The sequence below is a fragment of the Paracoccus sp. Arc7-R13 genome (assembly GCF_004010775.1).
In the GTDB taxonomy this organism is placed as follows: Bacteria; Pseudomonadota; Alphaproteobacteria; order Rhodobacterales; family Rhodobacteraceae; genus Paracoccus; species Paracoccus marcusii.
Genome location: NZ_CP034810.1, coordinates 2,717,070 through 2,739,704 on the forward strand (window position 1 = coordinate 2,717,070; position 22,635 = coordinate 2,739,704).

Annotated in this window: 22 protein-coding genes; 11 read left to right on the forward strand and 11 right to left on the reverse strand. The window is 68.2% G+C overall.

Features of this window, described 5'->3' with window-relative positions:
* The first annotated feature begins 126 nt into the window (after positions 1-126).
* On the forward strand, positions 127-1,275 hold the full coding sequence (gene carA, locus EOJ32_RS13490) for a glutamine-hydrolyzing carbamoyl-phosphate synthase small subunit (protein ID WP_127898918.1): 1,149 nt from the start codon (positions 127-129) through the stop codon (positions 1,273-1,275).
* A 107-nt stretch (positions 1,276-1,382) separates the two neighbouring features.
* Entirely contained in the window at positions 1,383-3,533 is a 2,151-nt protein-coding gene (locus EOJ32_RS13495; protein WP_127898919.1) for a glycosyltransferase, read from the forward strand.
* On the opposite strand, the gene EOJ32_RS13500 is transcribed toward EOJ32_RS13495, so the two are convergent.
* Positions 3,530-6,331, reverse strand: coding sequence for a glutamine-synthetase adenylyltransferase (locus EOJ32_RS13500; RefSeq protein ID WP_127898920.1), 2,802 nt, complete (start codon positions 6,329-6,331; stop codon positions 3,530-3,532). The two genes, EOJ32_RS13495 and EOJ32_RS13500, sit on opposite strands and share 4 nt — an antisense overlap.
* A 207-nt stretch (positions 6,332-6,538) precedes the next feature.
* Here EOJ32_RS13500 and EOJ32_RS13505 point away from each other — a divergent pair, with 207 nt between their 5' ends.
* The 3 genes from EOJ32_RS13505 (at position 6,539) to ilvN (ending at position 9,879) form a co-directional block, all read left to right on the forward strand.
* On the forward strand, positions 6,539-7,378 hold the full coding sequence (locus tag EOJ32_RS13505; RefSeq protein ID WP_046001162.1) for an arginyltransferase: 840 nt from the start codon (positions 6,539-6,541) through the stop codon (positions 7,376-7,378).
* Positions 7,379-7,538: 160 nt separating this feature from the next.
* Positions 7,539-9,293 carry an acetolactate synthase 3 large subunit gene (locus EOJ32_RS13510; protein ID WP_045981602.1) on the forward strand — a complete coding sequence of 585 codons (1,755 nt, stop codon included), beginning with the start codon at positions 7,539-7,541 and terminating at the stop codon, positions 9,291-9,293.
* Between the two features lie 25 nt (positions 9,294-9,318).
* Positions 9,319-9,879 carry an acetolactate synthase small subunit gene (ilvN, locus tag EOJ32_RS13515; protein WP_045981603.1) on the forward strand — a complete coding sequence of 187 codons (561 nt, stop codon included), beginning with the start codon at positions 9,319-9,321 and terminating at the stop codon, positions 9,877-9,879.
* An 8-nt stretch (positions 9,880-9,887) separates the two neighbouring features.
* Here the strand turns inward: ilvN and EOJ32_RS13520 are convergent, their stop codons facing one another.
* Both EOJ32_RS13520 and EOJ32_RS13525 read right to left on the reverse strand, forming a co-directional pair.
* Positions 9,888-10,265 carry a hypothetical protein gene (locus tag EOJ32_RS13520; RefSeq protein WP_205963149.1) on the reverse strand — a complete coding sequence of 126 codons (378 nt, stop codon included), beginning with the start codon at positions 10,263-10,265 and terminating at the stop codon, positions 9,888-9,890.
* Between the two features lie 186 nt (positions 10,266-10,451).
* Entirely contained in the window at positions 10,452-11,222 is a 771-nt protein-coding gene (locus tag EOJ32_RS13525) for a M48 family metalloprotease (RefSeq protein ID WP_240542439.1), read from the reverse strand.
* Positions 11,223-11,363: 141 nt separating this feature from the next.
* On the opposite strand from EOJ32_RS13525, the gene EOJ32_RS13530 reads away from it, so the two are divergent.
* From EOJ32_RS13530 to EOJ32_RS13540, 3 genes are read left to right on the forward strand one after another with little or no spacing between them, the layout of a single operon-like run.
* Entirely contained in the window at positions 11,364-11,609 is a 246-nt protein-coding gene (locus EOJ32_RS13530; protein ID WP_042246064.1) for a hypothetical protein, read from the forward strand.
* Between the two features lie 56 nt (positions 11,610-11,665).
* The gene (locus EOJ32_RS13535; RefSeq protein ID WP_127898921.1) at positions 11,666-12,238 is read left to right on the forward strand and encodes a nitroreductase; all 573 of its coding nucleotides are present in this window, start codon (positions 11,666-11,668) and stop codon (positions 12,236-12,238) included.
* Complete coding sequence (locus EOJ32_RS13540; RefSeq protein ID WP_240542440.1) at positions 12,235-12,951, forward strand: EI24 domain-containing protein; 717 nt, start codon at positions 12,235-12,237, stop codon at positions 12,949-12,951. Before EOJ32_RS13535 ends, EOJ32_RS13540 begins: the two co-directional genes overlap by 4 nt.
* Here EOJ32_RS13540 and EOJ32_RS13545 read toward each other — a convergent pair.
* Both EOJ32_RS13545 and mce read right to left on the reverse strand, forming a co-directional pair.
* Entirely contained in the window at positions 12,908-13,177 is a 270-nt protein-coding gene (locus EOJ32_RS13545) for a DUF1467 family protein (RefSeq protein ID WP_127898922.1), read from the reverse strand. The genes EOJ32_RS13540 and EOJ32_RS13545 overlap by 44 nt on opposite strands.
* Positions 13,177-13,581, reverse strand: coding sequence for a methylmalonyl-CoA epimerase (gene mce / locus EOJ32_RS13550; protein WP_042246072.1), 405 nt, complete (start codon positions 13,579-13,581; stop codon positions 13,177-13,179). The genes EOJ32_RS13545 and mce overlap by 1 nt, the downstream gene beginning before the upstream one ends.
* Before the next feature lie 129 nt (positions 13,582-13,710).
* Between mce and EOJ32_RS13555 the strand changes: the two genes are divergently transcribed.
* A complete protein-coding gene (locus EOJ32_RS13555; RefSeq protein ID WP_127898923.1) occupies positions 13,711-14,445 on the forward strand; it encodes a response regulator in 735 nt (244 codons plus the stop codon).
* Positions 14,446-14,447: 2 nt separating this feature from the next.
* Here the strand turns inward: EOJ32_RS13555 and EOJ32_RS13560 are convergent, their stop codons facing one another.
* The 6 genes from EOJ32_RS13560 to EOJ32_RS13585 form a co-directional block, all read right to left on the reverse strand.
* Complete coding sequence (locus EOJ32_RS13560) at positions 14,448-15,623, reverse strand: DUF1501 domain-containing protein (protein ID WP_127898924.1); 1,176 nt, start codon at positions 15,621-15,623, stop codon at positions 14,448-14,450.
* A 4-nt stretch (positions 15,624-15,627) separates the two neighbouring features.
* Complete coding sequence (locus EOJ32_RS13565) at positions 15,628-16,995, reverse strand: DUF1800 family protein (protein WP_127898925.1); 1,368 nt, start codon at positions 16,993-16,995, stop codon at positions 15,628-15,630.
* A 65-nt stretch (positions 16,996-17,060) separates the two neighbouring features.
* On the reverse strand, positions 17,061-18,836 hold the full coding sequence (aspS, locus tag EOJ32_RS13570; protein ID WP_127898926.1) for an aspartate--tRNA ligase: 1,776 nt from the start codon (positions 18,834-18,836) through the stop codon (positions 17,061-17,063).
* 75 nt (positions 18,837-18,911) lie between these two features.
* On the reverse strand, positions 18,912-19,574 hold the full coding sequence (locus EOJ32_RS13575; RefSeq protein WP_127898927.1) for a CPBP family intramembrane glutamic endopeptidase: 663 nt from the start codon (positions 19,572-19,574) through the stop codon (positions 18,912-18,914).
* Positions 19,547-20,353 carry a GH25 family lysozyme gene (locus tag EOJ32_RS13580; RefSeq protein ID WP_127898928.1) on the reverse strand — a complete coding sequence of 269 codons (807 nt, stop codon included), beginning with the start codon at positions 20,351-20,353 and terminating at the stop codon, positions 19,547-19,549. Before EOJ32_RS13580 ends, EOJ32_RS13575 begins: the two co-directional genes overlap by 28 nt.
* Positions 20,354-20,528: 175 nt before the next feature.
* A complete protein-coding gene (locus EOJ32_RS13585; RefSeq protein ID WP_127898929.1) occupies positions 20,529-20,837 on the reverse strand; it encodes a tripartite tricarboxylate transporter TctB family protein in 309 nt (102 codons plus the stop codon).
* 127 nt (positions 20,838-20,964) lie between these two features.
* Between EOJ32_RS13585 and EOJ32_RS13590 the strand changes: the two genes are divergently transcribed.
* Together EOJ32_RS13590 and EOJ32_RS13595 are read left to right on the forward strand one after the other, a co-directional pair.
* Entirely contained in the window at positions 20,965-21,813 is an 849-nt protein-coding gene (locus tag EOJ32_RS13590) for a glycosyl transferase (protein ID WP_127898930.1), read from the forward strand.
* The gene (locus EOJ32_RS13595; protein ID WP_127899408.1) at positions 21,813-22,625 is read left to right on the forward strand and encodes an NAD(P)-dependent oxidoreductase; all 813 of its coding nucleotides are present in this window, start codon (positions 21,813-21,815) and stop codon (positions 22,623-22,625) included. The genes EOJ32_RS13590 and EOJ32_RS13595 overlap by 1 nt, the downstream gene beginning before the upstream one ends.
* The last annotated feature ends 10 nt before the right edge of the window (positions 22,626-22,635 follow it).

Consider the following 22,635-nt stretch of genomic DNA (forward strand, 5'->3'; position numbering starts at 1 on the left):
CGCCCGAAAGAACCGCATCTAGCCCCCCGGCGCCTGCGTTTCAAGCGCGGCTCCCGGGCCGCTGCGGGTTGACCTTGGGGCGTCCGCCCCCTATTCACCGGCTGATTTCATTCCAGAGGTGCCGACATGGCTGCTAAACCGACCGCCTGCCTGGCGCTTGCCGACGGGACCGTCTTCTATGGCATGGGCTTTGGCGCCCCCGGCGAGGTCGTCGCCGAGCTGGTCTTCAACACCGCGATGACCGGCTATCAGGAGATCATGACCGATCCCTCCTATGCCAGCCAGGTCGTGACCTTCACCTTTCCCCATATTGGTAATACCGGCGTCACGCCGGAGGATGACGAGGCGCCCGATCCGGTCGCCAGCGGCATCGTCGTCCGGTGGGACCCGACCGAGCCGTCGAACTGGCGCAGCACGTCCGAACTGACCGACTGGATGGCCCGCCGCGGCCGCATCGGCATCGGCGGCGTGGACACCCGCCGCCTGACCCGCGCGATCCGTCAGCAGGGTGCACCCCATGTCGTCCTGGCGCATGATCCCGACGGCAATTTCGACATCGAGGCGATGATCGCCCGCGCCCGCGACTGGCAGGGCCTGGTCGGCCTGGATCTGGCCCGCGGCGTCAGCTGCGCGCAAAGCTATCGGTGGGATCAGGGGTCGTGGGAATGGGGCGCAGGTTTCGGCACCGCACCCGGCGACAAGCCGTTCAAGGTCGTGGCGCTGGATTACGGTGCGAAACGCAACATCCTGCGCTCTCTGGTGGCCCATGGCGCCGATGTCACCGTCCTGCCCGCCACCGCCACCGCCGAGGAGGTGATGGCGCACGAGCCCGAGGGCGTGTTCCTGTCGAACGGCCCCGGCGATCCGGCGGCCACGGGGGAATATGCCGTCCCGATGATCAAGGACCTGCTGGGCCGCGACATGCCGATCTTCGGCATCTGCCTGGGTCACCAGATGCTGGCGCTGGCGCTTGGCGCCAAGACGGTCAAGATGGGCCACGGCCATCACGGCGCGAACCACCCCGTGCGCGACGTCGAGACCGGCAAGGTCGAGATCACCTCGATGAACCATGGTTTCGCCGTCGATTCGCAAAGCCTGCCGGTCGGCGTGATCGAGACCCATGTCAGCCTGTTCGACGGCAGCAACTGCGGCATCCGCATGCAGGACAAGCCGGTCTTTTCCGTCCAGCACCACCCCGAGGCTTCGCCCGGTCCCCAGGACAGCCTGTACCTGTTCAAGCGGTTCACCGATTCGATGCGCGCGCGCCGCGCCTGATGACGAATTGGTCCCGTGCGACCGGTTTTTGCCGGTCGCGCGGGATCGCTTAATCTTCTGTTAACGCATCACGTGCCAAGACGGGTCGATCCTGATGGGAAACGACCATGGCGCAGCCTGCCCCCCTGCCCCGGCCTGCCAACCTGCCCGATCCGGCCACCGCCGGCAGCGCGGTCCTGTGCGGGCCGACGCTGGCGCCGCGCGACCGGCGGTCGCTTGGGCAGATCCTGCTGGAAGACGGGGTGGTCGATGCGGGGGACCTGCTCAAGGCGACGGTGATCCAGCAAAAGCTGAGCCTGCGGCTGGACCAGGTATTGCTGGCCCAAGGGATGGTCCAGCCCGCCGCCCTGGCCCGCGCGCTGTCGCGGCAGTGGCGCACCACCGCCATCGACCCCGACGTGACGCCCGCCGACCCGCGGCTGATCGACGACGCAGGGGCCGGGTTCTGCCTGACGCACGGGCTGCTGCCTTGGCGGCGAATCGGCGGGGTGACCTGGATCGCGACGGCGCGGCCCGATGATTTCGCGGCCGTGCTGCCCCTGCTGCCGCGCCAGTTCGGCCAGGTCCGCATGTTGCTGTGCAGTGCGGACCAGGCCCAGGGCGGGGTGCTGAACTCCCGCCGGACCCGCCTGATCCGCGAGGCGGAGACGCGCGTCCCCGCCATCGAAAGCTGTCGCACGCAGGATCAGGCCCGGACGGCACGCCTGGCGATCGCGGCGCTGGCCCTGACCGCGGCCGGCCTGATCCTGGTCCCGACGTTGATCGTGGGGCTGCTGACGTTCTGGGCGGTGCTGACCCTGGTGACGCAGAGCGGGCTGAAGCTGGCGTCGTTCCTGGCGGCGCGGCGGGCGCTGCGCGAGCAGGATGCCCATGCGCTGGCCGTCCGACAGGGTCATCCTGTCCCCCCGCTGATGGAGGCTGCGCTGCCGCTGATCTCGGTCATGGTGCCGCTGTTTCACGAAAAGGACGTCGCGGGCAAGCTGGTCGCACGGCTGGCGCGGCTGGACTATCCGCGGGAACTGACCGACATCCTGTTGGTGATCGAGGCCAGCGACGAGATCACCGAGGCCGCGCTGGACGGCGTGCGCCTGCCGCATTGGATCCGCGTCGTGCGGGTGCCCGACGGGCCGATCAAGACCAAGCCCCGGGCGCTGAATTATGCGCTGAACTTCTGCCGCGGCCAGATCGTGGGCATCTGGGACGCCGAGGACCGACCCGATCCCGATCAACTGCACAAGGTCGCGCGCCGCTTTCATGTCGCGCCTGCGGACGTCGCATGCCTGCAGGGAGCGTTGGACTACTACAACCCGCGCACCAACTGGCTGGCGCGGTGCTTTACCATCGAATACGCAAGCTGGTTCCGCATCCTGCTGCCGGGGGTCGCGCGTCTAGGGCTGATCGTGCCCCTGGGCGGCACCACCCTGTTCTTTCGCCGCCACCTGCTGGAACGGGTCGGCGCATGGGATGCATGGAACGTGACCGAGGACGCCGATCTGGGCGTCCGCCTGGCCCGGCGCGGATACCGGACAGAGATCATCGAGACCACCACCGATGAGGAGGCGAACTGCCGCGCCCTGCCATGGGTCAAGCAGCGGTCGCGCTGGCTCAAGGGATACGCGATGACCTGGGCGGTGCACATGCGCGATCCTGCGGCGCTCTACCGCGATCTGGGGGCGTGGCGCTTCTGGGGCTTTCAGGTCCAGTTCCTGGGGGCGCTGTCGCAATACCTTCTGGCACCGATCCTGTGGAGCTTCTGGCTGCTGACCTTCGGCCTGCCGCATCCGCTGCGCGCACCGCTGGAAACCGGGGTAGGCTCTTGGGCGATCGTGGGCCTGTTCGGATTGTTCGTCGCGTCCGAGGCGCTGAGCATCTTCGTCGGCATGCGTGCGGTCAGTGGGGCAAAGCACCGCCATCTGATGCCTTGGGTGCCGACGCTCCATCTCTATTTTCCGCTTGGATGCCTGGCCGGGTGGAAGGCCATCTACGAGGTCGTGGCCAAGCCCTTCTACTGGGACAAGACCGCCCACGGCCTGTTCGTCGAGGCGGCGGATGCCCCCGTCATCCCCCTGGCACCGGGCATGGTCTCGATCCCGGTCCTGGGCCAGATCGGCGGCCGGTCCCTGGCAGAGGTGGCGGCGGACCTGCAGAGCAGCGCCGGACAGGCCACCGCGGGACAGCCCAACCTGGTCCAGATCGATGCGCCGGCAGTCGAACCGGATGCCATGCGCTATCCTCAGGACCGCGCCGCCAGCGGCTAGTCGGGCGGACTTTCGTCCGACAGATGTCCCTCGACGAGGGCCTGCACCGTGGCGAAATCGTCGGACAACCGATCACGCAGGGTATCGGGGCTGTCGGCCTCGACCTCGCGCAGCAGGAAATCCTGGCCTCCGCGCCCGATCACGTCCATGTCCAGCGCCCTGTCCGTCAACAGGCGGGCGGCGGCATGCACGCGCCACAATCCCCGCCAGATCGACGACAGGCGGTCCGCCTGTTCCGTCGTCAGCAGCCCCGCCCGGCGACCCGCCCGCAACTGCGCCAGCGTCGACCGCGCCGGATCGCCCGCCCGCAAGGCGCAGCTCTGCGCCAGCAGGTCGATGTCCTGCAGCCGCCCGGCCCCCTGTCGCACGTCGAAGGCCCCGCCCGGCGGCTTTGCGGCGAACAGGCGGTCACGCATCTGGCCTGTGTCGGGCAAAACACGCGGATCGATGCCGCGTTCGGCCAGCACCTTCAGGCGCAGGGTCTCGATCTGCTGGCACAGCATATCCGCATCGGGCCCGATCTGCGCGACGCAGCGCGCGCGGGTCAGGGCCAGATGCTCCCATGTCCAGGCCTCGGTCATCTGGTAGGTGCCGAAGCTGTCGATCGAGGTCGCCACCGGCCCCTGCCGCCCCGACGGGCGCAGCCGCATGTCGACCTCGTACAGCCGGCCTTCGGCGGTGGGCGCAGACAGGGCGGTGACCATCGCCTGCGTCAACCGGGCGTAATAGGGGCGCGCGGCCAGCGGGCGCGGCCCGTCCGAGGCATCGACCCCGTCCGCGTCATAGATCACGATCAGATCCAGGTCCGACCCGGCGTTCAGCACCCGCGCGCCCAGGGAACCCATGCCCACCACGACCGCGCCGCGGCCCGGCGGCGGGCCATGGCGGCGCGCGAAATCGGCGGCGGTCACCGGCAGCAGCGCCGCCACGCAGGCCCCCGCAAGGTCCGCGTATTGCACCGCCGCCTCGTCCGCGCCGATCAGGCCGCGCAGGTGATGGACGCCGATGCGGAACTGCCATTCATGCGCCCACCGCCGCGCCGCATCCAGCGCCCGTTCATAGCCACCGCCAGGTTGGCTCAGGGCCCGTTGCAGGACCGCGTCCAGTTCCTGGACCAACCCGGCCTCCCGCGGCCAGGGGGCGAAGAAGCTGCCTGCCAGCACGCCGTCCAGAACGGACGGATGGCGCGCCAGATAGGCGGCCAGCGCGGGCGCCGTTCCGCAGATGTCGACGATCAGGTCGATCAGCTGGGGATTGGCCTCGAACAGCGAGAACAGCTGGACCCCCGCAGGCAGGCCGGACAGGAAACTGTCGAAGCGGGCCAGCGCCTCGGCGGGGTGGCCCGCGCGGGCCATGCGCGACAAGAGCGGCGCCTCGATCCGGCGAAAGATCTGGCGCGCCCGGTCGGACCGCAGCGCGGGATAGGTCTGCCAGCGCTGGATCACCGCCCGCGATTCGTCCGACAGGTCGGGCAGGCTTTCGGTCGGTTCGGTCGGGGCGAAGAACCGTTCGGTCAGCGCATGCACGCGTTCCAGCCGCGATTTCAGCCGGGCGCACCAGGCTTGGACATCGCCCTCGCCCATCAGGGCGGCGATCGTGGCCAATCCCTGATCGTCCTTGGGCAGGCTGTGGGTCTGGGCGTCGTTCACCATCTGGATGCGGTGTTCGATGTCGCGATGGTCGCGGTAATGCGCCGTCAGTTCCTCTGCGACGTCCCGGGGGATCCAGTTCTTGGCGGCCAGCGCCGCCAGCCCGCCAACCGTGTCGCGGCATTGCAGGTCGCGGTCGCGCCCGCCCGCGATCAGCTGGCGGGTCTGGGTGAAGAACTCGATTTCGCGGATGCCGCCGCGTCCCAGTTTCAGGTTGTGGCCCGCCACCTCCAGCCGCCCGCCCAGACCCTTGTGGTCGCGGATGCGCAGCCGCATGTCATGGGCGTCCTGGATGGCCGCGAAATCCAGGTGCTTGCGCCAGACGAAGGGCCGCAATTCGCGCAGCAGCCGTTCGCCCGCGGTGATGTCGCCCGCCGCCGCGCGCGCCTTGATGAAGGCGGCGCGTTCCCAGGTCCGCCCCTCGGCCTCGTAATAGGCCAGCGCCGCGGCGGTCGAGATGCAGACCGGCGTCACCGCCGCGTCGGGCCGCAGCCGCAGGTCGGTGCGAAAGACATAGCCGTGATCGGTCACGTCGGACAGGGTCGCGGCCATCCGCCGCGTGGCCCGGATCAGGGCGGCACGAGCCTCCATCTGGTCGGCCTCGGCATAGGCGGTCTCGTCGAACAGGACGATCAGGTCGATGTCCGAGCTGTAGTTCAGTTCGCGCGCGCCGCCCTTGCCCATCGCCAGCGCGAAGATGCCGCCCGCATCGGCGTCCGTGGCGGGCAGCTTGCCGCGACGGATCTCGGTCGCGACATGGGCGCGCAGGGCGAGGTCGACGGCGCGGTCGGCCAGGTCGGACAGCGCGCCGGTGACCTGCTCCAGCGTCCAGACGCCGCCCAGATCGGCCAACGCCGCCAGCAGCGCCACCCGCCGCTTGGCGCGGCGCAGCGCCACGCCCAGGGCATCCGCGTCCAGCGATTGCAAGCCCGCCGTCTCGCGCACGACGACGTCGTCATGGTCCAGCGCATCGGGCAGCCAGTCGGCCTCGGACCGCAGCAGGCCGGCCAGATAGGGGCTGCTGCCCGCGGCGCCCGCGATCAGGTCGCGCATCCGGTCGGACAGGGTTGGGAACAGCGCCGCCGCATCCGCCCCGCGGGCGGCGTCGACGGGCAGCGGAAGGCGGGTGATGCGGGACTGAAAGCTCATGCGCGCCACCTTGCCGGGGTCGCCCCGGCCCGTCAACGCAACGCGCGGTAAACCATGTTGCGCAGAACCGGCGGGCCCGCTGCTTTCCACGCTTGGCCTGCCGGGAAATCGTTGCTAGGCTTTCGCGCACACCAACCCGCGATACGGAACCTTCTGCGCCCGCATGATCAGTCGCGACCTGACCAGATGCTGCAAGGGGCGCACCTGATGCGCCATACGCTGCCCCATGCGCCGCAGTTCTATGTGACCGCGCCACAGCCCTGTCCGTACCTGCACGGGCGGGCCGAACGCAAGCTGTTCACCGCGCTGCAGGGCGACAATGCGGCGGAACTGAACAACGCGCTGTCGCGGCAGGGATTCCGCCGGTCGCAGAACGTGCTTTACCGACCCAGCTGCGAAAGCTGCGTGGCCTGCATGTCGGCGCGCATCCGGGTGGCCGATTTCCGCCCCTCCAAGACGCAGCGCCGCATCACGACCCGCAACGCCGCCCTGCGCCGCCTGGCCACCAGTGCCTGGGCGACCGAGGATCAGTTCGAACTGTTCCGCCGTTATCTGGACAGCCGCCACGCGGATGGCGGCATGGCGGACATGGACATCTTTGAATTCGCCGCGATGATCGAGGAGACGCCGGTCAAGACCCGCGTCATCGAATACCGGTGCAGCGACGATGCGATGCCGGCGCTGGCGCAGGGCGACGATCACCTGGCCGGTGTCTGCCTGACCGACGTGCTGGATGATGGGCTCAGCCTTGTCTACAGCTTCTACGATCCGCTGCTGCGGCCGGCCAGCATGGGCACCTACATCATCCTGGACCATATCGAGATCGCGCGGGCCGCGGGCCTGCCCTATGTCTATCTGGGCTATTGGGTGCCGGGCAGCCGCAAGATGGACTACAAGGCCCGCTTCAGCGCGCTAGAGATCTACAAGGGTGGCGTCTGGCAGGATATCGGCAACCCCGAGGATCATTCGAACGAAGCGCATCCCCTGTCCGTCGATCCGATCGTCGAACAGGTCGCCCGTATCGCGCTGCCGCAATTCGACCGATAACGTCCGTCAAACCGCGAAATAAAGTTTCAATTTCTGGCGTACCTGCGTCACTTTCTCCGCCAAATGCCATTGACCCTGTCCGAACCTGACCCTAGGTTGCGCCGACGCGGGGCCGCGACGGGTGTGCTTTGCGGGTGTTTTTGATGGATGGAGCAAGACGATGTCCCGAACAATGACGGGTGCGAGAATGGTGGTCGAGGCGCTGCGCGATCAGGGCGTCGATACCGTATTCGGCTATCCGGGCGGGGCCGTCCTACCCATCTATGACGAGATCTTTCAGCAGAACGACATCACCCACGTCCTGGTCCGCCACGAACAGGGCGCCGTCCACATGGCCGAGGGCTATGCCCGAGCGACCGGGAAACCGGGCGTCGTGTTGGTCACGTCGGGCCCCGGCGCCACGAACGCGGTCACCGGCCTGACCGACGCGCTGCTGGATTCGATCCCGCTGGTCGTGCTGTCGGGCCAGGTCCCGACCTTCATGATTGGCACCGACGGCTTCCAGGAGGCCGACACGGTCGGCATCACCCGCCCCTGCACCAAGCACAACTGGCTGGTCAAGGACACGGACAAGCTGGCCGCGACCATCCACAAGGGTTTCCACGTCGCCACCTCGGGCCGTCCCGGTCCGGTGCTGATCGACATCCCCAAGGACGTGCAGTTCGCGACCGGCACCTATGTCGGGCCCAAGCAGGTCGACACCGGCCGCTATCAGCCGACGAAGAAGGGCGATCTGGGCGCGATCACCCGCCTGGTCGAACTGATCGAGCAGGCCGAGCGTCCGATCCTCTATACCGGCGGCGGTGTCATAAATTCGGGTCCCGGCGCCAGCCAACTGCTGCGCGAGCTGGCCGAAGCGACGGGCTTTCCGGTCACCTCGACGCTGATGGGGCTGGGCTGCTATCCGGCATCGGGCGACAAGTGGCTGGGCATGCTGGGCATGCACGGCACCTACGAGGCGAACCTGGCCATGCACGGCTGCGACCTGATGATCAACATCGGCGCGCGCTTCGACGACCGGATCACCGGGCGGATCGCGGATTTCAGCCCCGGATCGGTCAAGGCGCATATCGACATCGACCCGTCGTCCATCAACAAGGTCGTGCGCGTCGACGTGCCGATCGTCGGGGACGTGGGCCATGTGCTGGAGGATCTGCTGAAGGTCTGGAAATCGCGCGGCCGCAAGACGAACAGCGCCGCGGTCCAGCAATGGTGGGGCCAGATCGAGCAATGGCGGGCCCGGAAATGCCTAGCCTATCGCCCTAGCGACACGATCATCAAGCCGCAGCACGCGCTGGAACGGCTGGAGGCGCTGACCAAAGGCCACGACCGCTACATCACCACCGAGGTCGGCCAGCACCAGATGTGGGCGGCACAGTACCTGGGCTTTGAAGGGCCGAACCGCTGGATGACCTCGGGCGGTCTGGGCACGATGGGCTATGGCCTGCCTGCATCCATCGGCGTGCAGATGGCCCACCCCGAGGCACTGGTGATCAACGTCGCGGGTGATGCTAGCTGGCTGATGAACATGCAGGAGATGGGCACGGCCGTGCAGTTCCGCCTGCCGGTCAAGCAGTTCATCCTGAACAACGAACGCCTTGGCATGGTCCGCCAGTGGCAGCAGCTGCTGCACGGCGAGCGTTACAGCCAGTCCTGGTCCGACAGCCTGCCCGATTTCGTCAAGCTGGCCGAGGCCTTCGGCTGCGCCGGCGCGCAGGTGCGCGACCCTAAGGATCTGGACGCCGCGATCCAGCAGATGATCGATTACGACGGCCCCTTCATCCTGGACGTGCTGGTCGAGAAGCACGAGAACTGCTTCCCGATGATCCCTTCCGGCAAACCGCATAACGAGATGCTGCTGGGCGAGGCCGAGACGCAGGGCGTGATCGAATCCGAAGGCGCGGTGCTGGTCTGAGACCGGCCGGAAAGAGAGCAGAACCATGAACGCTTTGAACATCCAGAAGGGCATGTCCAGCCATTCGGCCTATGACCTGCGCGACCCGCACGCCCCGCGCGAGGAGAGCCATACCTTGGCCGTCCTGGTCGAGAACGAGCCGGGCGTCCTGGCGCGCGTGATCGGCCTGTTCGCAGGGCGCGGCTACAATATCGACAGCCTGACCGTGGCCGAGGTCGACCACAGCGGCCACCGCTCACGCATCACGGTGGTCACGCGCGGCACCCCCGAGGTGATCGAGCAGATCAAGGCACAGCTGGGCCGCATCGTGGTCGTCCACGAGGTCCACGACCTGACGGTCGAGGGGCCGGTGGTGGAACGCGAACTGGGCCTGTTCAAGGTGCGCGGCACCGGCGACAAGCGCGTCGAGGCGTTGCGCATCGCCGAAATCTTTCGCGCAAACGTGGTCGATTCGACGTTGGAAAGCTTTGTCTTCGAACTGGTCGGCACGCCGTCCAAGCTGGAGGCCTTTGCCGATTTGATGCGTCCTCTGGGCCTGACGGACCTGGCGCGCACCGGGGTCGCCGCGCTGTCACGCGGCGCCTGATCGCCCCCTTAGCGTGCGGCCCCGCTGCGGGGTCGCGCATAGGTCGTCGCCGGGCGCCGGGTGGACGACGCCACGGATCCGCTTGGCACCGCATCCTGATGCGCCACGACGCGCAGGGCTGGCCGCGACGGCTGCTGTTGCTGCGAATCGGCCAGGATTCGCGGCAGCTGCAGACAGCTTTTCTCCGACAGCATGGTCACGTTCAGGGCATGGCGCAGATTGCCGACGGTCCGGGTTTCCAGTTCGACCAGATCACCGGGCTGGGGCCATTCGCCGGGCCCGACGAAATTCGCGGTTCCCTGCAGATAGGCCAGCGTTGCTTGATCTTCGCACCAGATGATCGCCTTTTCACGCGACCCGCTGCTCCATACGACAACCCCGATCATGGGCGCCCCTTCATAGAAAAGGCGCCGAAGCGCCGGATGGTATCGATTCAAGGATCTGTCTTGTGCAAACCTTTGCCGACTAAAGCAGAAAACCGCCGGTATGCCAGCTTTTTCCTTTCACCACGTGAATTTTATTGCAGCCGGAGGTTGTCGCGTTGCGGCGCAGGCACAACCCCACCACCAGCCCTAGCGGATGCGCCCCGCCTGCACGTCGGCGACCGCGCGGCGGACCTGCGCCAGGCGTTGCGCGCGTGCCGGGTGGGTGCCCAGGACGTGGTTTCCGGGATCGGGGATTCGCTGGAACAGGCCCGAACCAGAGATCGGATCATAGCCTGCGTTCAGCGTGATGATCGCGCCAAGATAGTCCGCCTCCAGCTCCCATTCCTTGGAATAGTAGCGTGCGCCGACCGATGCGCCGATCTCCTGAGCGCGGGCGATGGCGCCGGTGTCGCCGCCATAGGCGGAGGCCAGGCTGCCAAGGACGACGGCGGCGGCGGTGGCCGCCCCGGACTTGCGATCCAGGTGGTTCAGAATGTGGTGCGCGGCCTCGTGCCCCACGACAAAGGCGATTTCGTCGGGATTCTGGGTCTGCGCGATCAGTGACAGGGTAAAGCCCACGACCGGGCGCCCGTTGCGGTCGACGGTCTGGAACGCGTTCGGCTCGAGCCCCGGGCGGTCGTCGACGACGAACAGGAAATCGCAGCTGATCGGCGCGGTGCGGCGGTTCAGGCAGTCTTGGCGGACGGCGGGCTCCATCCGGCGCATCACCTGGACAAAGCTGCGCGCAGCGCCGTCCGGCGTTGCCGCGTGCGGGGCCGACGGGGCCGGCAGGACCGGGACCTGCGGGACGGGCGCGGGCATGGGGGCGGTGCCGGGTGCGGGCAGCGGCGCACAGCCCGCGACGGCCACTGCCGCGATCAACCCTGCCAGCCAGCTGCGCGCCATCATCTGTCCCATCGTCCCTGCCCTGTTGCGCCGCCCCGGCGTCGGCGCGATCCTGTCGGCGCAGAATACCCCCTGCCCGTCCGGCGTAAACCCCGACCGCTTGCCGCAGCCCCCCTTTCACGCGATTGTCGGGCCTTTCCCAAGGAGATTCGGATGTTCACTATCGAACACGACTTCGACGCGACCGTGATCACCCTGATCGACGAGGCCGAGGCCCAGACACGCCCGCTGAACGAGGACGTCGTCATCCTGGGCTTTGACGACCGGGTGATTCTGGAACAGATGAGCGATGACGGCGAAGAGGTCGTGCGCATCACCCTGTCCATGCATCAGCTGACCGAACTGCGCCTTGCGCTGAACCTGCCCGAGGGCAATTACCGCATCGAGAAGGAAGGCTGACCGCCCGCCCGCGGCCAGCCTCTCGGCTACCGCCCCTGATCTTACAGGAGATCCGCATGGACCACCGCAACGACGCCGCCCTGCAGTTTCTGGCCACCCGCCGGTCCCACCCGCCCAAGATGATGACCGGTCCGGGCCCGGACCCTGACCAGCTGGCCGATCTGCTGACCCTGGCGGCCCGCGTTCCCGATCATGGCAAGCTGGAGCCGTGGCGCTTTGTCGTGCTGGGCCGCCAAACCCTGGATGCGATGGCGCCGCGGCTGCGCGACGCGGTCCTGGCCGCGGGGCAGGATCAGACGGCGGCGGACAAGGCGGCCTCGGCCATGGCGTCGCCGGTGATCGTGGCGGTGGTCTTCTCCCCGGTCGACAGCCCCAAGGTTCCCGAATGGGAGCAGGTCCTGTCGACGGGCGCGCTGTGCCTGGGGCTGGTCAACGCGGCGCTGGCATCCGGTTGGGGCGCCGCCTGGCTCACGGGCTTTGCGGCGCTGGACCAATCCTTTGCGCAGGCGCATCTGGGCATCGCGGCGCATGAGCGCGTCGCGGGGCTGATCCATATCGGCACCCGCGGCGCGCAGCCCCCGGAACGCCCGCGCCCCGACATCGCCGCCAAGACCGAGTGGCGTCCATGATGCCCATTCGCGCGCTGCTGCGGGGTTGGGCCGACCTGCTGCGCCCATCGGTACTGCGGCTGGTGCTGCTGGGCATCGGGCTGACGCTGGTGCTGTTCGTGGCCCTGCAGGCGGCGATCTTCTGGACGCTGCGGCTGTGGCTGCCGGGCGGGGTCACCCTGCCCTGGCTGGGCCAGATCGAGTTCGGTCAGGTGCTGTCCTGGGGATCGCTGGCGCTGTTTCCGGTAATGGGGATCTTCCTGATGGCCCCGGTCGCCGCCGGTTTTGCGGGCCTCTTCGCGGAAACCGTTGCCGAAAAGGTCGAGGCGATCCATTACCCGGACCGCCGCGGCACGTCGCTGGACTTCTTCGACGGGCTGCTGGAATCCGTGGCGGTCGTGCTGGCGGTCCTGGGGGTGCTGGTGATCAGCCTGATCCTGACGCCCTTCATCGGCCCCTTTGCGCCCCTGCTGTTCCTGGGCGCGAACGGCTGGCTGCTGGGACGCGAGTTCTTTCAGATGGCCGCCCGTCGCCACCTGGACGAAGGCCCGGCCAGCGACCTGCGCCGCGCCCATTCGGCGCGCGTGACCCTGACGGGCGTGCTGGTCGCGGTGGGCCTGGTCATCCCCGTGGTCAACATCGCCGTGCCGCTGCTGGCGGCGGCGGCCTTCACCCACCTGTTCCAGATGATCAGCGGATCCACTGGTCCAGGTTCGAGATATCCGCGCGCGTGATCACGCCGCCCAGGACGATCCACGCCAGTACGGCCCAGATGGCGCTGGTGATGGCCGTGGTCCAGATCAGCTTGCGCCGCCAGTTCACGCCCGACGGCGCGCCCGCATGGGTGCCGGGAATGACCTCTCCGGCATCGGCCTGACTGCGCTGCCCGATGGGCATGACGCAGAACAGGGTCAGGAACCACAGCGAGGCGAACAGAACGATACCGCCGGTCAGGTTCATCAGATTTGCTCCAGTTCGATCAGGCAGCCGTTGAAATCCTTGGGGTGCAGGAACAGCACGGGCTTGCCATGGGCGCCGATCTTCGGCTCTCCGGTGCCCAGCACGCGGGCGCCTTGTGTCTTCATGTGGTCGCGCGCGGCGATGATGTCATCCACCTCGAAGCACATGTGATGGATGCCGCCCGACGGGTTCTTGTCCAGGAACCCGCGGATCGGGCTGTCGTCGCCCAGAGGGTACAAAAGCTCGATCTTGGTGTTCGGCAGTTCGATGAACACCACGGTCACGCCGTGGTCGGGTTCGTCCTGGGGCGGACCGACGGTGGCCCCCAGGGTGGTCTGGTACTGTGCCGCCGCCGCCTGCAGGTCGGGGACGGCAATGGCGACATGGTTCAGGCGACCGATCATCGTCACATCCTCCGTTTCAGGCGGTTCTAAGCCCTGGGCGCGCCGCGGGAAAGGAAAAGCATCGCCGTTAACCGGTTCTTAGCGAATCGGGGCTTAACTGGGCGTGAAGACGTGGATGGGGACACAGACATGCTGACGGATATCACGGCCGACACGCCCAAGCCCTTGCCGCAATGGCGTTTGTCGCTGCCCAACAGACCGCTGACAGGCCTGACGGTGCTGGTGATCGAGGATTCGCGCTTTGCCAGCGAGGCCGTGCGGCTGCTGTGTCTCAAGTCCGGTGCGCGGATTCGCCGCGCGGATTGCCTGCGGTCCGCGGCGCGTCATCTGCGCAGCTATCGTCCGGCGGTGGTGGTGATCGACCTGGGCCTGCCCGATGGCGACGGGGTCGCGCTGATCGCCGAACTGCATGCCGCCGAACTGCGGGTGCCGGTGATCCTGGCGATGTCCGGCGATCCCGACCGCGCGTCCGAGGCGCTGGCGGCGGGTGCGGACGGGTTCCTGCCCAAGCCGGTCGAGAGCCTGGCGGTGTTCCAGCAGGCGATCCTGCGGGTGCTGCCCGCCGATACCGGGGCGATGACGCTGCGGGCGCTGCCCGACGACATGATCCAGCCCGACCCCTCGGGCCTGCGCGACGACCTGGCCCACGTGGCGGAGGTGCTGTCCAGCGCCCATGACACGACCGAGATCGACTATATCGCCCGCTTCCTGGCCGGGGTGGCACGGTCCGCCCACGACCCCGCGCTGGAGGCTGCGGCCACGGCGCTGGCGCGCGACTACAACGCCGGGCACGCGCTGGCGACGGACCTGGCGCGTATCAGCGGCATGGTCCAGGACCGCCTGTCCCGCGTGGCCGAGATGTAGGATTAGGCGGTCATCCGCGGATCGGACCCCATGTCCAGTCCGGGAAAGACAGACCCCTCCAGGGTGGCACGATCGATGCCGAACTTGGCGTGCATCGCCCAGGCCGCATAGGCGCGAATGTCGCGCAGCGGCATCAGGTCGCGCCCGTCGTACAGATCGCCCTCTGCCAGACCCGGCCAATCGCCCATCATCCGCCCGCCGCGCACGGCGCCCCCCGCCACCAGCAGCGTGCCCCCGGTGCCGTGATCGGTCCCCGCCGATCCGTTCTCGCGGACGGTGCGTCCGAACTCTGTCATCGCCATGACGGTGGTGCGGTCCCAGTTCGCGCCCAGATCCGCCTTCAGCGTCAGAATCGTGTCGGCCAGCCGCCCCAGCATCCGCAGCAGCGACCCCGCCTGCCCCGCATGGGTGTCCCACCCGCCGATGGAAAAGCTGGCGATCCGCGTCTGGCCGTTCAGGCGGTCCGCGGCAAAACGCGCGATCTCCAGGTGGTCCTGTCCCGGCTTGCCGGTGGCAAGGTCCGGCGACAGGCTGGCCACGATCTCCATCGCCTGCGCACTGGCGTCGCGGAACAGCGGGTCATCGTGATAGATGCGCGTCAGCAGCTGCTCGGCCTGCGGGCTGAGGTCCATCTGCGCCTTGGGGGTCCAGCTTTTGGCCGGGGCCTGCCCCTGCAGGATGCGCATCTGCGAGACCCCTACAGAATAGGCGGTCTCCGACGCCTGCCCCGGCATCGCCTGCAGCAGCCGGTTCAGCCAGCCGTCCTGCTGGGCATCCAGGTCCAGGTCGGTGCCGGTGCCGGCCTCCAGCATGGTCTGGCCGTCGAAATGGCTGCGCTTGTCGCGATAGGGCGTCGAGACCGCGGGCGCGAAGGCCAGCTGCCCGGCCTGCCACAGCGGCAACAGGTCCGACAGGCCCGGATGCAGCGCAAAGAACCCGTCCAGATCAGTGGCGCCGTGATCGGGTCCAAGCGACAGGGTCTGGCGCAGCCCCCGAAGTGCGGGGTCGCCATAAGGCTGAAACGCGTCCATCCCGTCCATCGCGCCGCGCAGGATGATGACGACCAGGCGATTGTCGCCCGGCGCCGCCGCGAAGGTCGCCGACGACAGCAGCGGATGCGCGGCGGCCGAGCAGCCGATCAGCGCCGTCGATTTCAGGAACAGCCGCCGAGACAGCATCGCGTCACCTCCGGTTGAAATCGGCCGAGGCCAGGATCAGGGTCACGCCCTCGGCCTGGCTTTCGGCGCGCGGGACCGCCCAGGACAGCGCCTCGGACGCGGTGTCGCCCAAGGCCGCACGCAGCAGCTGGCGTGCGTCGGGCAGCGGGTCGGTCAGCCGCGACGGCGCGCTCAGCGCCCAGGTGATGCGCATCGCCAGACCTTGGGGGCTGGCCCAGGCCGCCTGATCCTCGGGCCAGCCGTCGGGCCCCAGGGGGCTGCCCCAGGCCTGCCCCATCGCAGTCATCGGTTGCAGCAACAGACGCTGCAGCTGGCCCGGCTTCATGTCGCGGACCTGACGCCCGTCGACGCCAAGTCCGCGCAGGGCGGCCACCAGAAAGTCGAAGGGCTGCCGCATCTTCTGGCGGAACTGCTGCCGCAGTTCCGGCGCCTCTGCCAGCGCCAGGTTCATCGCGCCCAGATCGCCGCCGGTATCGGCGAACACGGCCGCCAGCCGGTCGACCAGCGGCTGCGGCGGTTCGTCCGCGACGAAATGCACAGCCATCTTGCGGGCGATATGCCGGGCGGTCGCCGGATGGTGGGCCAGGTCGGCGATGACCCCGCGAATGTCGTCCAGACTGGCGCGCCCCCCGCCATAGCGGGCGCCCAGAACCGTCTCGGCCCCCGGTTCGGCCTGGCCGGGACGGAAGATGCCCGTCTGCCGGGGGTGATAGGCCAGTCCGGTCAGCAGTTCGGCCAGCTGCGTCACATCCTGCTGGGAGTAATCGGCCCCCACGCCAAGGCTGTGCAGTTCGATCATCTCGCGCGCCAGGTTCTCGTTCAATCCCAACGGCTTGTCGGGATTCCTGCGCGCGCGGGCCGAGTTGGGGCCGACCGACCGGTCCTGATCCAGATAGCGCACCATCGCCGGATGGATTTCGGCCGCCAGCATCATGTCGGCGAACCGACCGGTCAGATGCGGACGGATCGCATCCTGGACAAAGGCGTCGGTCATCAGGTTCCAATAGACCGTGCCACCGGTGACGGTGAAATGATCGGCCCAGAACCAGACCAGACGTTCCCCAAAGCCGGAAGGGTCATCGACTGCGCGCGCGAAACGGTTCTGGATCGCCGCACGATAGATGCCGCCCAGCCTGCGCCGATAGGCGACATCGCGATCGCGGGCGGCAGGATCGCCGGCGCGGGCGGCGGCGCCAAGGTCAAGGCCCTTGTCCTGCCAGGCGCGGACCTTGTCCAGCGTCACGGCCTGCGGCCCGATCCGCGTGGCCGCCGCAACCGATGCCGCCATTCCCGCCGGGTCGGCGGGCGGTGTCAGGCGCGGCGACAGGCCAAAGCCAAGGCGGATCGCGGCGATTTCAGCATAGGACGGCATCGGGCGACAGGCTCCGGCTGGTGCTGCTGTGCAGCATCATGCCATGTCCGCCGCCCGGGGTCAGGTCACTCTTTCGGCAACGCCCGCAGACGCAGGTCACGCATTTGCTCGTTGGTGGGCTCTGACGGGGCGCCCATCATCAGGTCCTCGGCGCGCTGGTTCATCGGGAACATGATGACCTCGCGGATGTTCTGCTCGTCGGCCAGCAGCATCACGATGCGGTCGATGCCCGCGGCACAGCCCCCGTGCGGCGGTGCGCCATAGCGGAACGCCTTGACCATGCCGCCGAACCGCTTCTCGACCTCGGATGCCGGATAGCCGGCCAGCTCGAACGCCTTGAACATGATCTCGGGCTTGTGGTTGCGGATCGCGCCGCTGATCAGCTCATAGCCGTTGCAGGCCAGGTCGTACTGGTATCCCAGAACCTCCAGCGGGTCGCCGTTCAGCGCCTCCATCCCGCCCTGCGGCATGCTGAAGGGGTTGTGGCTGAAGTCGATCTTGCCGTCGTCGGTCTTCTCGTACATCGGGAAATCGACGATCCAGGCGAACTTGAACTGGTTTTCGTCGATCAGGCCCAATTCACGGCCGATTTCCGTGCGGGCGCGGCCCGCGACGGCCTCGAACTGGTCGGGACGGCCGCCCAGGAAGAAGGCCGCATCACCCTCGGCCAAGCCCAGCTGCGTGCGGATCGCCTCGGTCTTCTCGACGCCAAGCGCCTTGGCGATGGGGCCGGCGGCCTCGGTCGAACCGTCCTCGGCGCGGCGCCAGATGATGTAGCCCATGCCAGGCAGGCCCTGCCCTTGCGCAAAGGCGTTCATGCGGTCGGCGAACTTTCGGCTGCCGCCGGTGGGCGCGGGAATGGCGCGGACCTGCGTGCCCTCCTGCTCCAGCAGCTTGGCGAAGATGCCGAAGCCCGACCCGCGGAAGTGATCGCTGACGATCTGCATCTCGATCGGGTTCCGGAGGTCGGGCTTGTCGGTGCCGTATTTCAGCAGGCTGTCGGCATAGGGGATCAGCGGCCAGTCGGCGTCCACGCGGCGGCCGCCACCGAACTCCTCGAACAGGCCTTGGATGACCGGCTGGACAGTGGCGAACACGTCCTCCTGCCGGACGAAGGACATCTCCATGTCCAGCTGATAGAAATCGGTCGGGCTGCGGTCGGCGCGCGGGTCCTCGTCGCGGAAGCAGGGGGCGATCTGGAAATACTTGTCGAAACCCGCGACCATGATCAGCTGCTTGAACTGCTGGGGCGCCTGCGGCAGGGCATAGAACTTGCCCGGATGCAGTCGCGACGGCACCAGGAAGTCGCGCGCGCCCTCGGGGCTGCTGGCCGTGATGATCGGCGTCTGGAATTCGGTGAAGTTCTGGTCCCACATGCGGTTGCGGATCGACCGGATGACCTTGGACCGCAGCATGATGTTGTTGTGCAGGCTGTCGCGGCGCAGGTCCAGAAAGCGATAGGCCAGCCGCGTCTCCTCGGGATAGTCCTGGTCGCCGAAGACCGGCAGGGGCAGTTCGTCCGCGGGCCCCAGCACCTCGATTTCGGTGGCATAGACCTCGATCTCGCCGGTGGGCAGCTTGGCGTTGACCAGCGACGCGTCACGCATCTTGACCCGGCCGTCGATGCGGATGACGGTCTCTGCCCGCAGCTTGTCCATCGCGGCAAAGGCGGGGCTGTCGCTGTCGGCCAGCACCTGCGTCATGCCGTAATGGTCGCGCAGGTCGACGAACAGCACGCCCCCGTGGTCGCGGACCCGGTGGACCCAGCCCGACAGGCGGACGGTGGTTCCGGCATCGGCGGCCTTCAGGTCGCCGCAGGTATGGCTGCGATAGGCGTGCATGAGCGTTTTCCCCAGTTTTTCAGCCCCCGCACAAAGCGCGGGCTGGGCGGGAAGTCAACCTCTTAGAGCAGGCCTTCAGAACGGCCGCACCACGTTGCCGCTGTAGAAATAGACGCCCATGCCAACAGCGAACAGCACGTTCCCGGCCACCGCGTGCAGCGCCCAAGCCGCCGGAAAGCCGTGCCGCAGATAGGCGCGGGCAAAGAACCAGCCGCCCACGAAGGTCATGATCGCCACGATCCAGGACCAGTACATCAGATGCGCGAACGAAAAGATGGCCGCGTTCAGCGCGATGGCCGCCCGCCCCTGGGGCAGGATCGCGCCGTAGCGGTGAAAGAACAGCGGGCGGAAGATCAGCTCCTGCGGCAGCGCCGACAGGATCGGATAGAAGGTCCAGATGACCAGCAGGAATTCGGGCCGGTTGCGGGGGATCGAGAACAGCGCCTCGGGGCGCATCCAGGCCAGGATCAGCCAGCCCGCCGCCAGCGTCGCCAGCGCGATGCCCGCCAGCTCCTGCCAGGGCATCCGCCGCCAGCCCCGCACCAGCACGCGCCAGCGGAACCCGCCGGTGATCCACAGCAGCGCCATCCCGGCCAGGCTGAACACCGCCAGCGCGGTGAACAGCTGATCGGGCGGCAGGAACAGTGCGATCGCCAGCGGCGCCCCGACATAGAGCGCCGCGAACTCGACCTGCAGCCAGCGCCGGGGGGCTAGCGAACCAGGCGCGCCTGCAACCATCGCGCCCAATCCGCAGCCGAGCCCGCAAAGGCGTTGATGTCCGTGTCACCGCGGATGCCCGGAACGATGCCCGTGCCGGTATACTGCCAGAACGTCCAGCGCTGGCCCGGATAGGTGACACTGGGATGATCCGCGACCGATCGCAGCCAGAACTCGGCGTTCATGCGGCCCATCTGGTTCTCGCGATAGAAATCGACGGTGGTGTAGATGATCGGGCGCTGGCCGTAATGGCGGCCGACGATCTGCATGAATACCTCGGCCTCGCGCAGAACCTCGGCGGCCGGGGGGCGGCGGGGGCAGTTGCGCGAATTGGTCCATTCCATGTCCAGCACGGGCGGCAGCGATCCGGCCTCGCGCGGGACGTTCTGGATGTACCAATATGCGTTCTCGGCGCCAGATCGGCAGAAATAGTAGAAATGATAGGCGCCCCGCGGGATCCGGGCCTGCGCGGCCTCGTACCAGTAGCGGCGGAAGTTCGGGTCGGAGTGATCGCCCCCTTCGGTCGCCTTGATGAAGGCGAAGCTGATGCCCGCACCGCGCACCCGGTTCCAGTCGATGTCCCCCTGCCAGCGCGAGATGTCGATGCCGTGCACCGCATGCCCATAGGGCGCGCCGTTGCGCCACTGGTGCGGCGCGCGGTCGCCCAGCTGCGGGTTCGCCCCGGGTCCGGGCGCGACCTGGTAGCCGCCAGGCGCCTGCCCCCGCGGCGGCGTCCGTCCGCAGGAGACGGCGAATGTCACCACCGCCAACCCCAGCAACAGCTTTGTCAGAAATTTCATGCCTGCCCCTTCTTCTGTCCGAAGATACCGCCCGCGGCGCTTTGCGCGCCATTCTGTGGCCGTTATCTCAAACCCGTGAGGCAATGTCATCGGCCCATGCCGGTCACGGTTGCGTCAGAAGAACGCCCGGACCGTTTCAGGTCCGGGCGCGGGGAACACGGAATGTGGGCGCGGCTCAGTTCGCGGGCGCGGGGGCATCGTCGCCTGCGGGCCGGTCGGCGGTGCCGGTGGGGGCGGTGGTGCCATCGGCCGGGGTATCCGCGCCGGGCGTGGTGGGTTCGCCGACATCCTCGCCCAGGCCCTCGGCATCGCTGATCGGCGTGTCGGCGGGCGGGGCGGTCATGGCGATGCCGTCTTCCTGTTCGTCCACGCCAGGCGTGAAGACGAAGAACACCAGTGCCGCCACGACCAGCGCGACGATGATGGCGATGATCGCGGGCTTGTGATTGCGCGCGGCTTTTTCCGGCTCGTGGTTGTGGGACATGGGATCACTTTCCTGTTGGACTCGCAAGGAAACGTGGCCGGGGGTGGGCGGTTCCGCAACAGCTTGGCAAACCCCGCGCCCGTCTGCCATGAAGGCCCGACACCCGCCCCGATCAGGACCCGCGCAGATGACCGATCCTACGCTACCCCCCGGACTAGTCGCGGACGGACCTGCGACAGCACGCCGCGCCTTCGTCACCCTGGTCAGCAATGCCGCCTACCTGCCCGGCGCCGAGGCGCTCCTGCGTTCCCTCAGGCTGACCGGAACCTCCGCCGATCTGGCGGTGATGCATCGCGGCCTCGATGCGGATGCGCTGGCGCGCCTGTCCGCGCTTGGCGCCCGGCTGATCCGGGCCGACCTGCTGCCCACGTCGGACGCCTTCGACCAGGCCCATGCCCGCGACGCGCTGCACGCACGGGCCGCATTCCTCAAGGGCGGAAAGCCGGATTTCCATACCCCCTTGGACAATTTCATCAAGCTGCGCCTATGGCAGCTGGACTACGACGCCTGCGTCTTCATCGACGCCGACGCGATCGTGCTGCGCCCGGTCGACAAGCTGTTCGATTTCCCGGAATTCTGCGCCGCGCCCAATGTCTATGACGGGCTGGACGGGTTCGGCCGGATGAATTCGGGTGTCTTCACCGCACGCCCCGATCCCGCGACCTTCGCCGCGATGATGGCCCGTCTGGACCGGCCGGGCGCCTTCTGGCGGCGCACGGATCAGACCTTCCTGCAGGAGTACTTTCCCGACTGGCAGGGGCTGTCGATCCACCACAACCTGCTGCAATACGTCTGGACGCACATGCCGCAACTTTGGGACTGGACCCAGATCCGCATCCTGCATTTCCAGTACGAGAAGCCGTGGCAGGATCACCCCAAGGCCGACAGTCTGCGCCCGCTGATCGACCTGTGGCGCCAGATCGCGGCGGGCGGACCCGTGCCCGACCTGAACGCCCTGCCCGGCCCGCCCGCCTGATGCGCGTGGCCCTGACCGGCGCGTCCGGGATCGTCGGGCGCTATGCCGCGCGCGCCCTGGGCCGGGCGGGCCACGACGTGACGCCCCTGGACCGGGCCCATGGCTGGGCGTTGGGCGACCCTGCGCCGCTGCAGGGCCATGACGCGCTGATCCACTGTGCCTTCGCCCACGCGCCGGGCCGCTATCGCGGCGGAGAGGGCGACGACCCCGCGGCCTTCATCGCTGCCAACCTGGACGGTACGCGTGCCCTGTTCGATCAAGCCGTGCGGCAGGGGGTCGGGCGGGTGCTGTTCCTGTCCTCGCGCGCGGTGCATGACGGTCATCCGCCGGGGATGCGCCTGCCCGACGACCTGCCTGCCGCGCCGACCACGCTCTACGGCCAGGTCAAGGCCGGGGCAGAGGCGTTTCTGGCATCGCTGCCGCTGGCCGGCTGCGCGATCCGCGCGACCGGCGTCTATGGTCCCGGCCCCGCGCATAAATGGCGGACGTTGTTCGCCGATTACCTGTCCGGTCGCCCCATCGCCCCGCGCATCGCGACCGAGGTCCACGCCGCCGACCTCGCCCGGGCGCTGGTCCTGCTTCTGTCGACGGGGGTGCTGCCATCCACCGTCAACTGCAGTGATCTTGTGCTGGATCACCACGACCTACTGGCGATCGTCCGCGACGCCACCGGCAGCCGTCACCCGTTGCCCCCGCGTGCCGATGCGTCACGCCTGCGCGTCCCGGACTGCACCGCACTGATCGGTGCCGGATGGCAACCCGGGGGTGATCGCCTGCTGCGCCACACGATCCGTCGATTGCTGCGGGACTAGGTCACGGATC

What these genes read in the sequence shown, in the direction of transcription:
- carA (WP_127898918.1), top strand. Translation starts at nt 127, where the DNA reads ATGGCTGCTAAACCGACCGCCTGCCTGGCGCTTGCCGACGGGACCGTC.
- EOJ32_RS13495 (WP_127898919.1), top strand. Translation starts at nt 1,383, where the DNA reads ATGGCGCAGCCTGCCCCCCTGCCCCGGCCTGCCAACCTGCCCGATCCG.
- EOJ32_RS13500 (WP_127898920.1), bottom strand. Translation starts at nt 6,331, where the DNA reads ATGAGCTTTCAGTCCCGCATCACCCGCCTTCCGCTGCCCGTCGACGCC.
- EOJ32_RS13505 (WP_046001162.1), top strand. Translation starts at nt 6,539, where the DNA reads ATGCGCCATACGCTGCCCCATGCGCCGCAGTTCTATGTGACCGCGCCA.
- EOJ32_RS13510 (WP_045981602.1), top strand. Translation starts at nt 7,539, where the DNA reads ATGTCCCGAACAATGACGGGTGCGAGAATGGTGGTCGAGGCGCTGCGC.
- ilvN (WP_045981603.1), top strand. Translation starts at nt 9,319, where the DNA reads ATGAACGCTTTGAACATCCAGAAGGGCATGTCCAGCCATTCGGCCTAT.
- EOJ32_RS13520 (WP_205963149.1), bottom strand. Translation starts at nt 10,265, where the DNA reads ATGATCGGGGTTGTCGTATGGAGCAGCGGGTCGCGTGAAAAGGCGATC.
- EOJ32_RS13525 (WP_240542439.1), bottom strand. Translation starts at nt 11,222, where the DNA reads ATGGGACAGATGATGGCGCGCAGCTGGCTGGCAGGGTTGATCGCGGCA.
- EOJ32_RS13530 (WP_042246064.1), top strand. Translation starts at nt 11,364, where the DNA reads ATGTTCACTATCGAACACGACTTCGACGCGACCGTGATCACCCTGATC.
- EOJ32_RS13535 (WP_127898921.1), top strand. Translation starts at nt 11,666, where the DNA reads ATGGACCACCGCAACGACGCCGCCCTGCAGTTTCTGGCCACCCGCCGG.
- EOJ32_RS13540 (WP_240542440.1), top strand. Translation starts at nt 12,235, where the DNA reads ATGATGCCCATTCGCGCGCTGCTGCGGGGTTGGGCCGACCTGCTGCGC.
- EOJ32_RS13545 (WP_127898922.1), bottom strand. Translation starts at nt 13,177, where the DNA reads ATGAACCTGACCGGCGGTATCGTTCTGTTCGCCTCGCTGTGGTTCCTG.
- mce (WP_042246072.1), bottom strand. Translation starts at nt 13,581, where the DNA reads ATGATCGGTCGCCTGAACCATGTCGCCATTGCCGTCCCCGACCTGCAG.
- EOJ32_RS13555 (WP_127898923.1), top strand. Translation starts at nt 13,711, where the DNA reads ATGCTGACGGATATCACGGCCGACACGCCCAAGCCCTTGCCGCAATGG.
- EOJ32_RS13560 (WP_127898924.1), bottom strand. Translation starts at nt 15,623, where the DNA reads ATGCTGTCTCGGCGGCTGTTCCTGAAATCGACGGCGCTGATCGGCTGC.
- EOJ32_RS13565 (WP_127898925.1), bottom strand. Translation starts at nt 16,995, where the DNA reads ATGCCGTCCTATGCTGAAATCGCCGCGATCCGCCTTGGCTTTGGCCTG.
- aspS (WP_127898926.1), bottom strand. Translation starts at nt 18,836, where the DNA reads ATGCACGCCTATCGCAGCCATACCTGCGGCGACCTGAAGGCCGCCGAT.
- EOJ32_RS13575 (WP_127898927.1), bottom strand. Translation starts at nt 19,574, where the DNA reads ATGGTTGCAGGCGCGCCTGGTTCGCTAGCCCCCCGGCGCTGGCTGCAG.
- EOJ32_RS13580 (WP_127898928.1), bottom strand. Translation starts at nt 20,353, where the DNA reads ATGAAATTTCTGACAAAGCTGTTGCTGGGGTTGGCGGTGGTGACATTC.
- EOJ32_RS13585 (WP_127898929.1), bottom strand. Translation starts at nt 20,837, where the DNA reads ATGTCCCACAACCACGAGCCGGAAAAAGCCGCGCGCAATCACAAGCCC.
- EOJ32_RS13590 (WP_127898930.1), top strand. Translation starts at nt 20,965, where the DNA reads ATGACCGATCCTACGCTACCCCCCGGACTAGTCGCGGACGGACCTGCG.
- EOJ32_RS13595 (WP_127899408.1), top strand. Translation starts at nt 21,813, where the DNA reads ATGCGCGTGGCCCTGACCGGCGCGTCCGGGATCGTCGGGCGCTATGCC.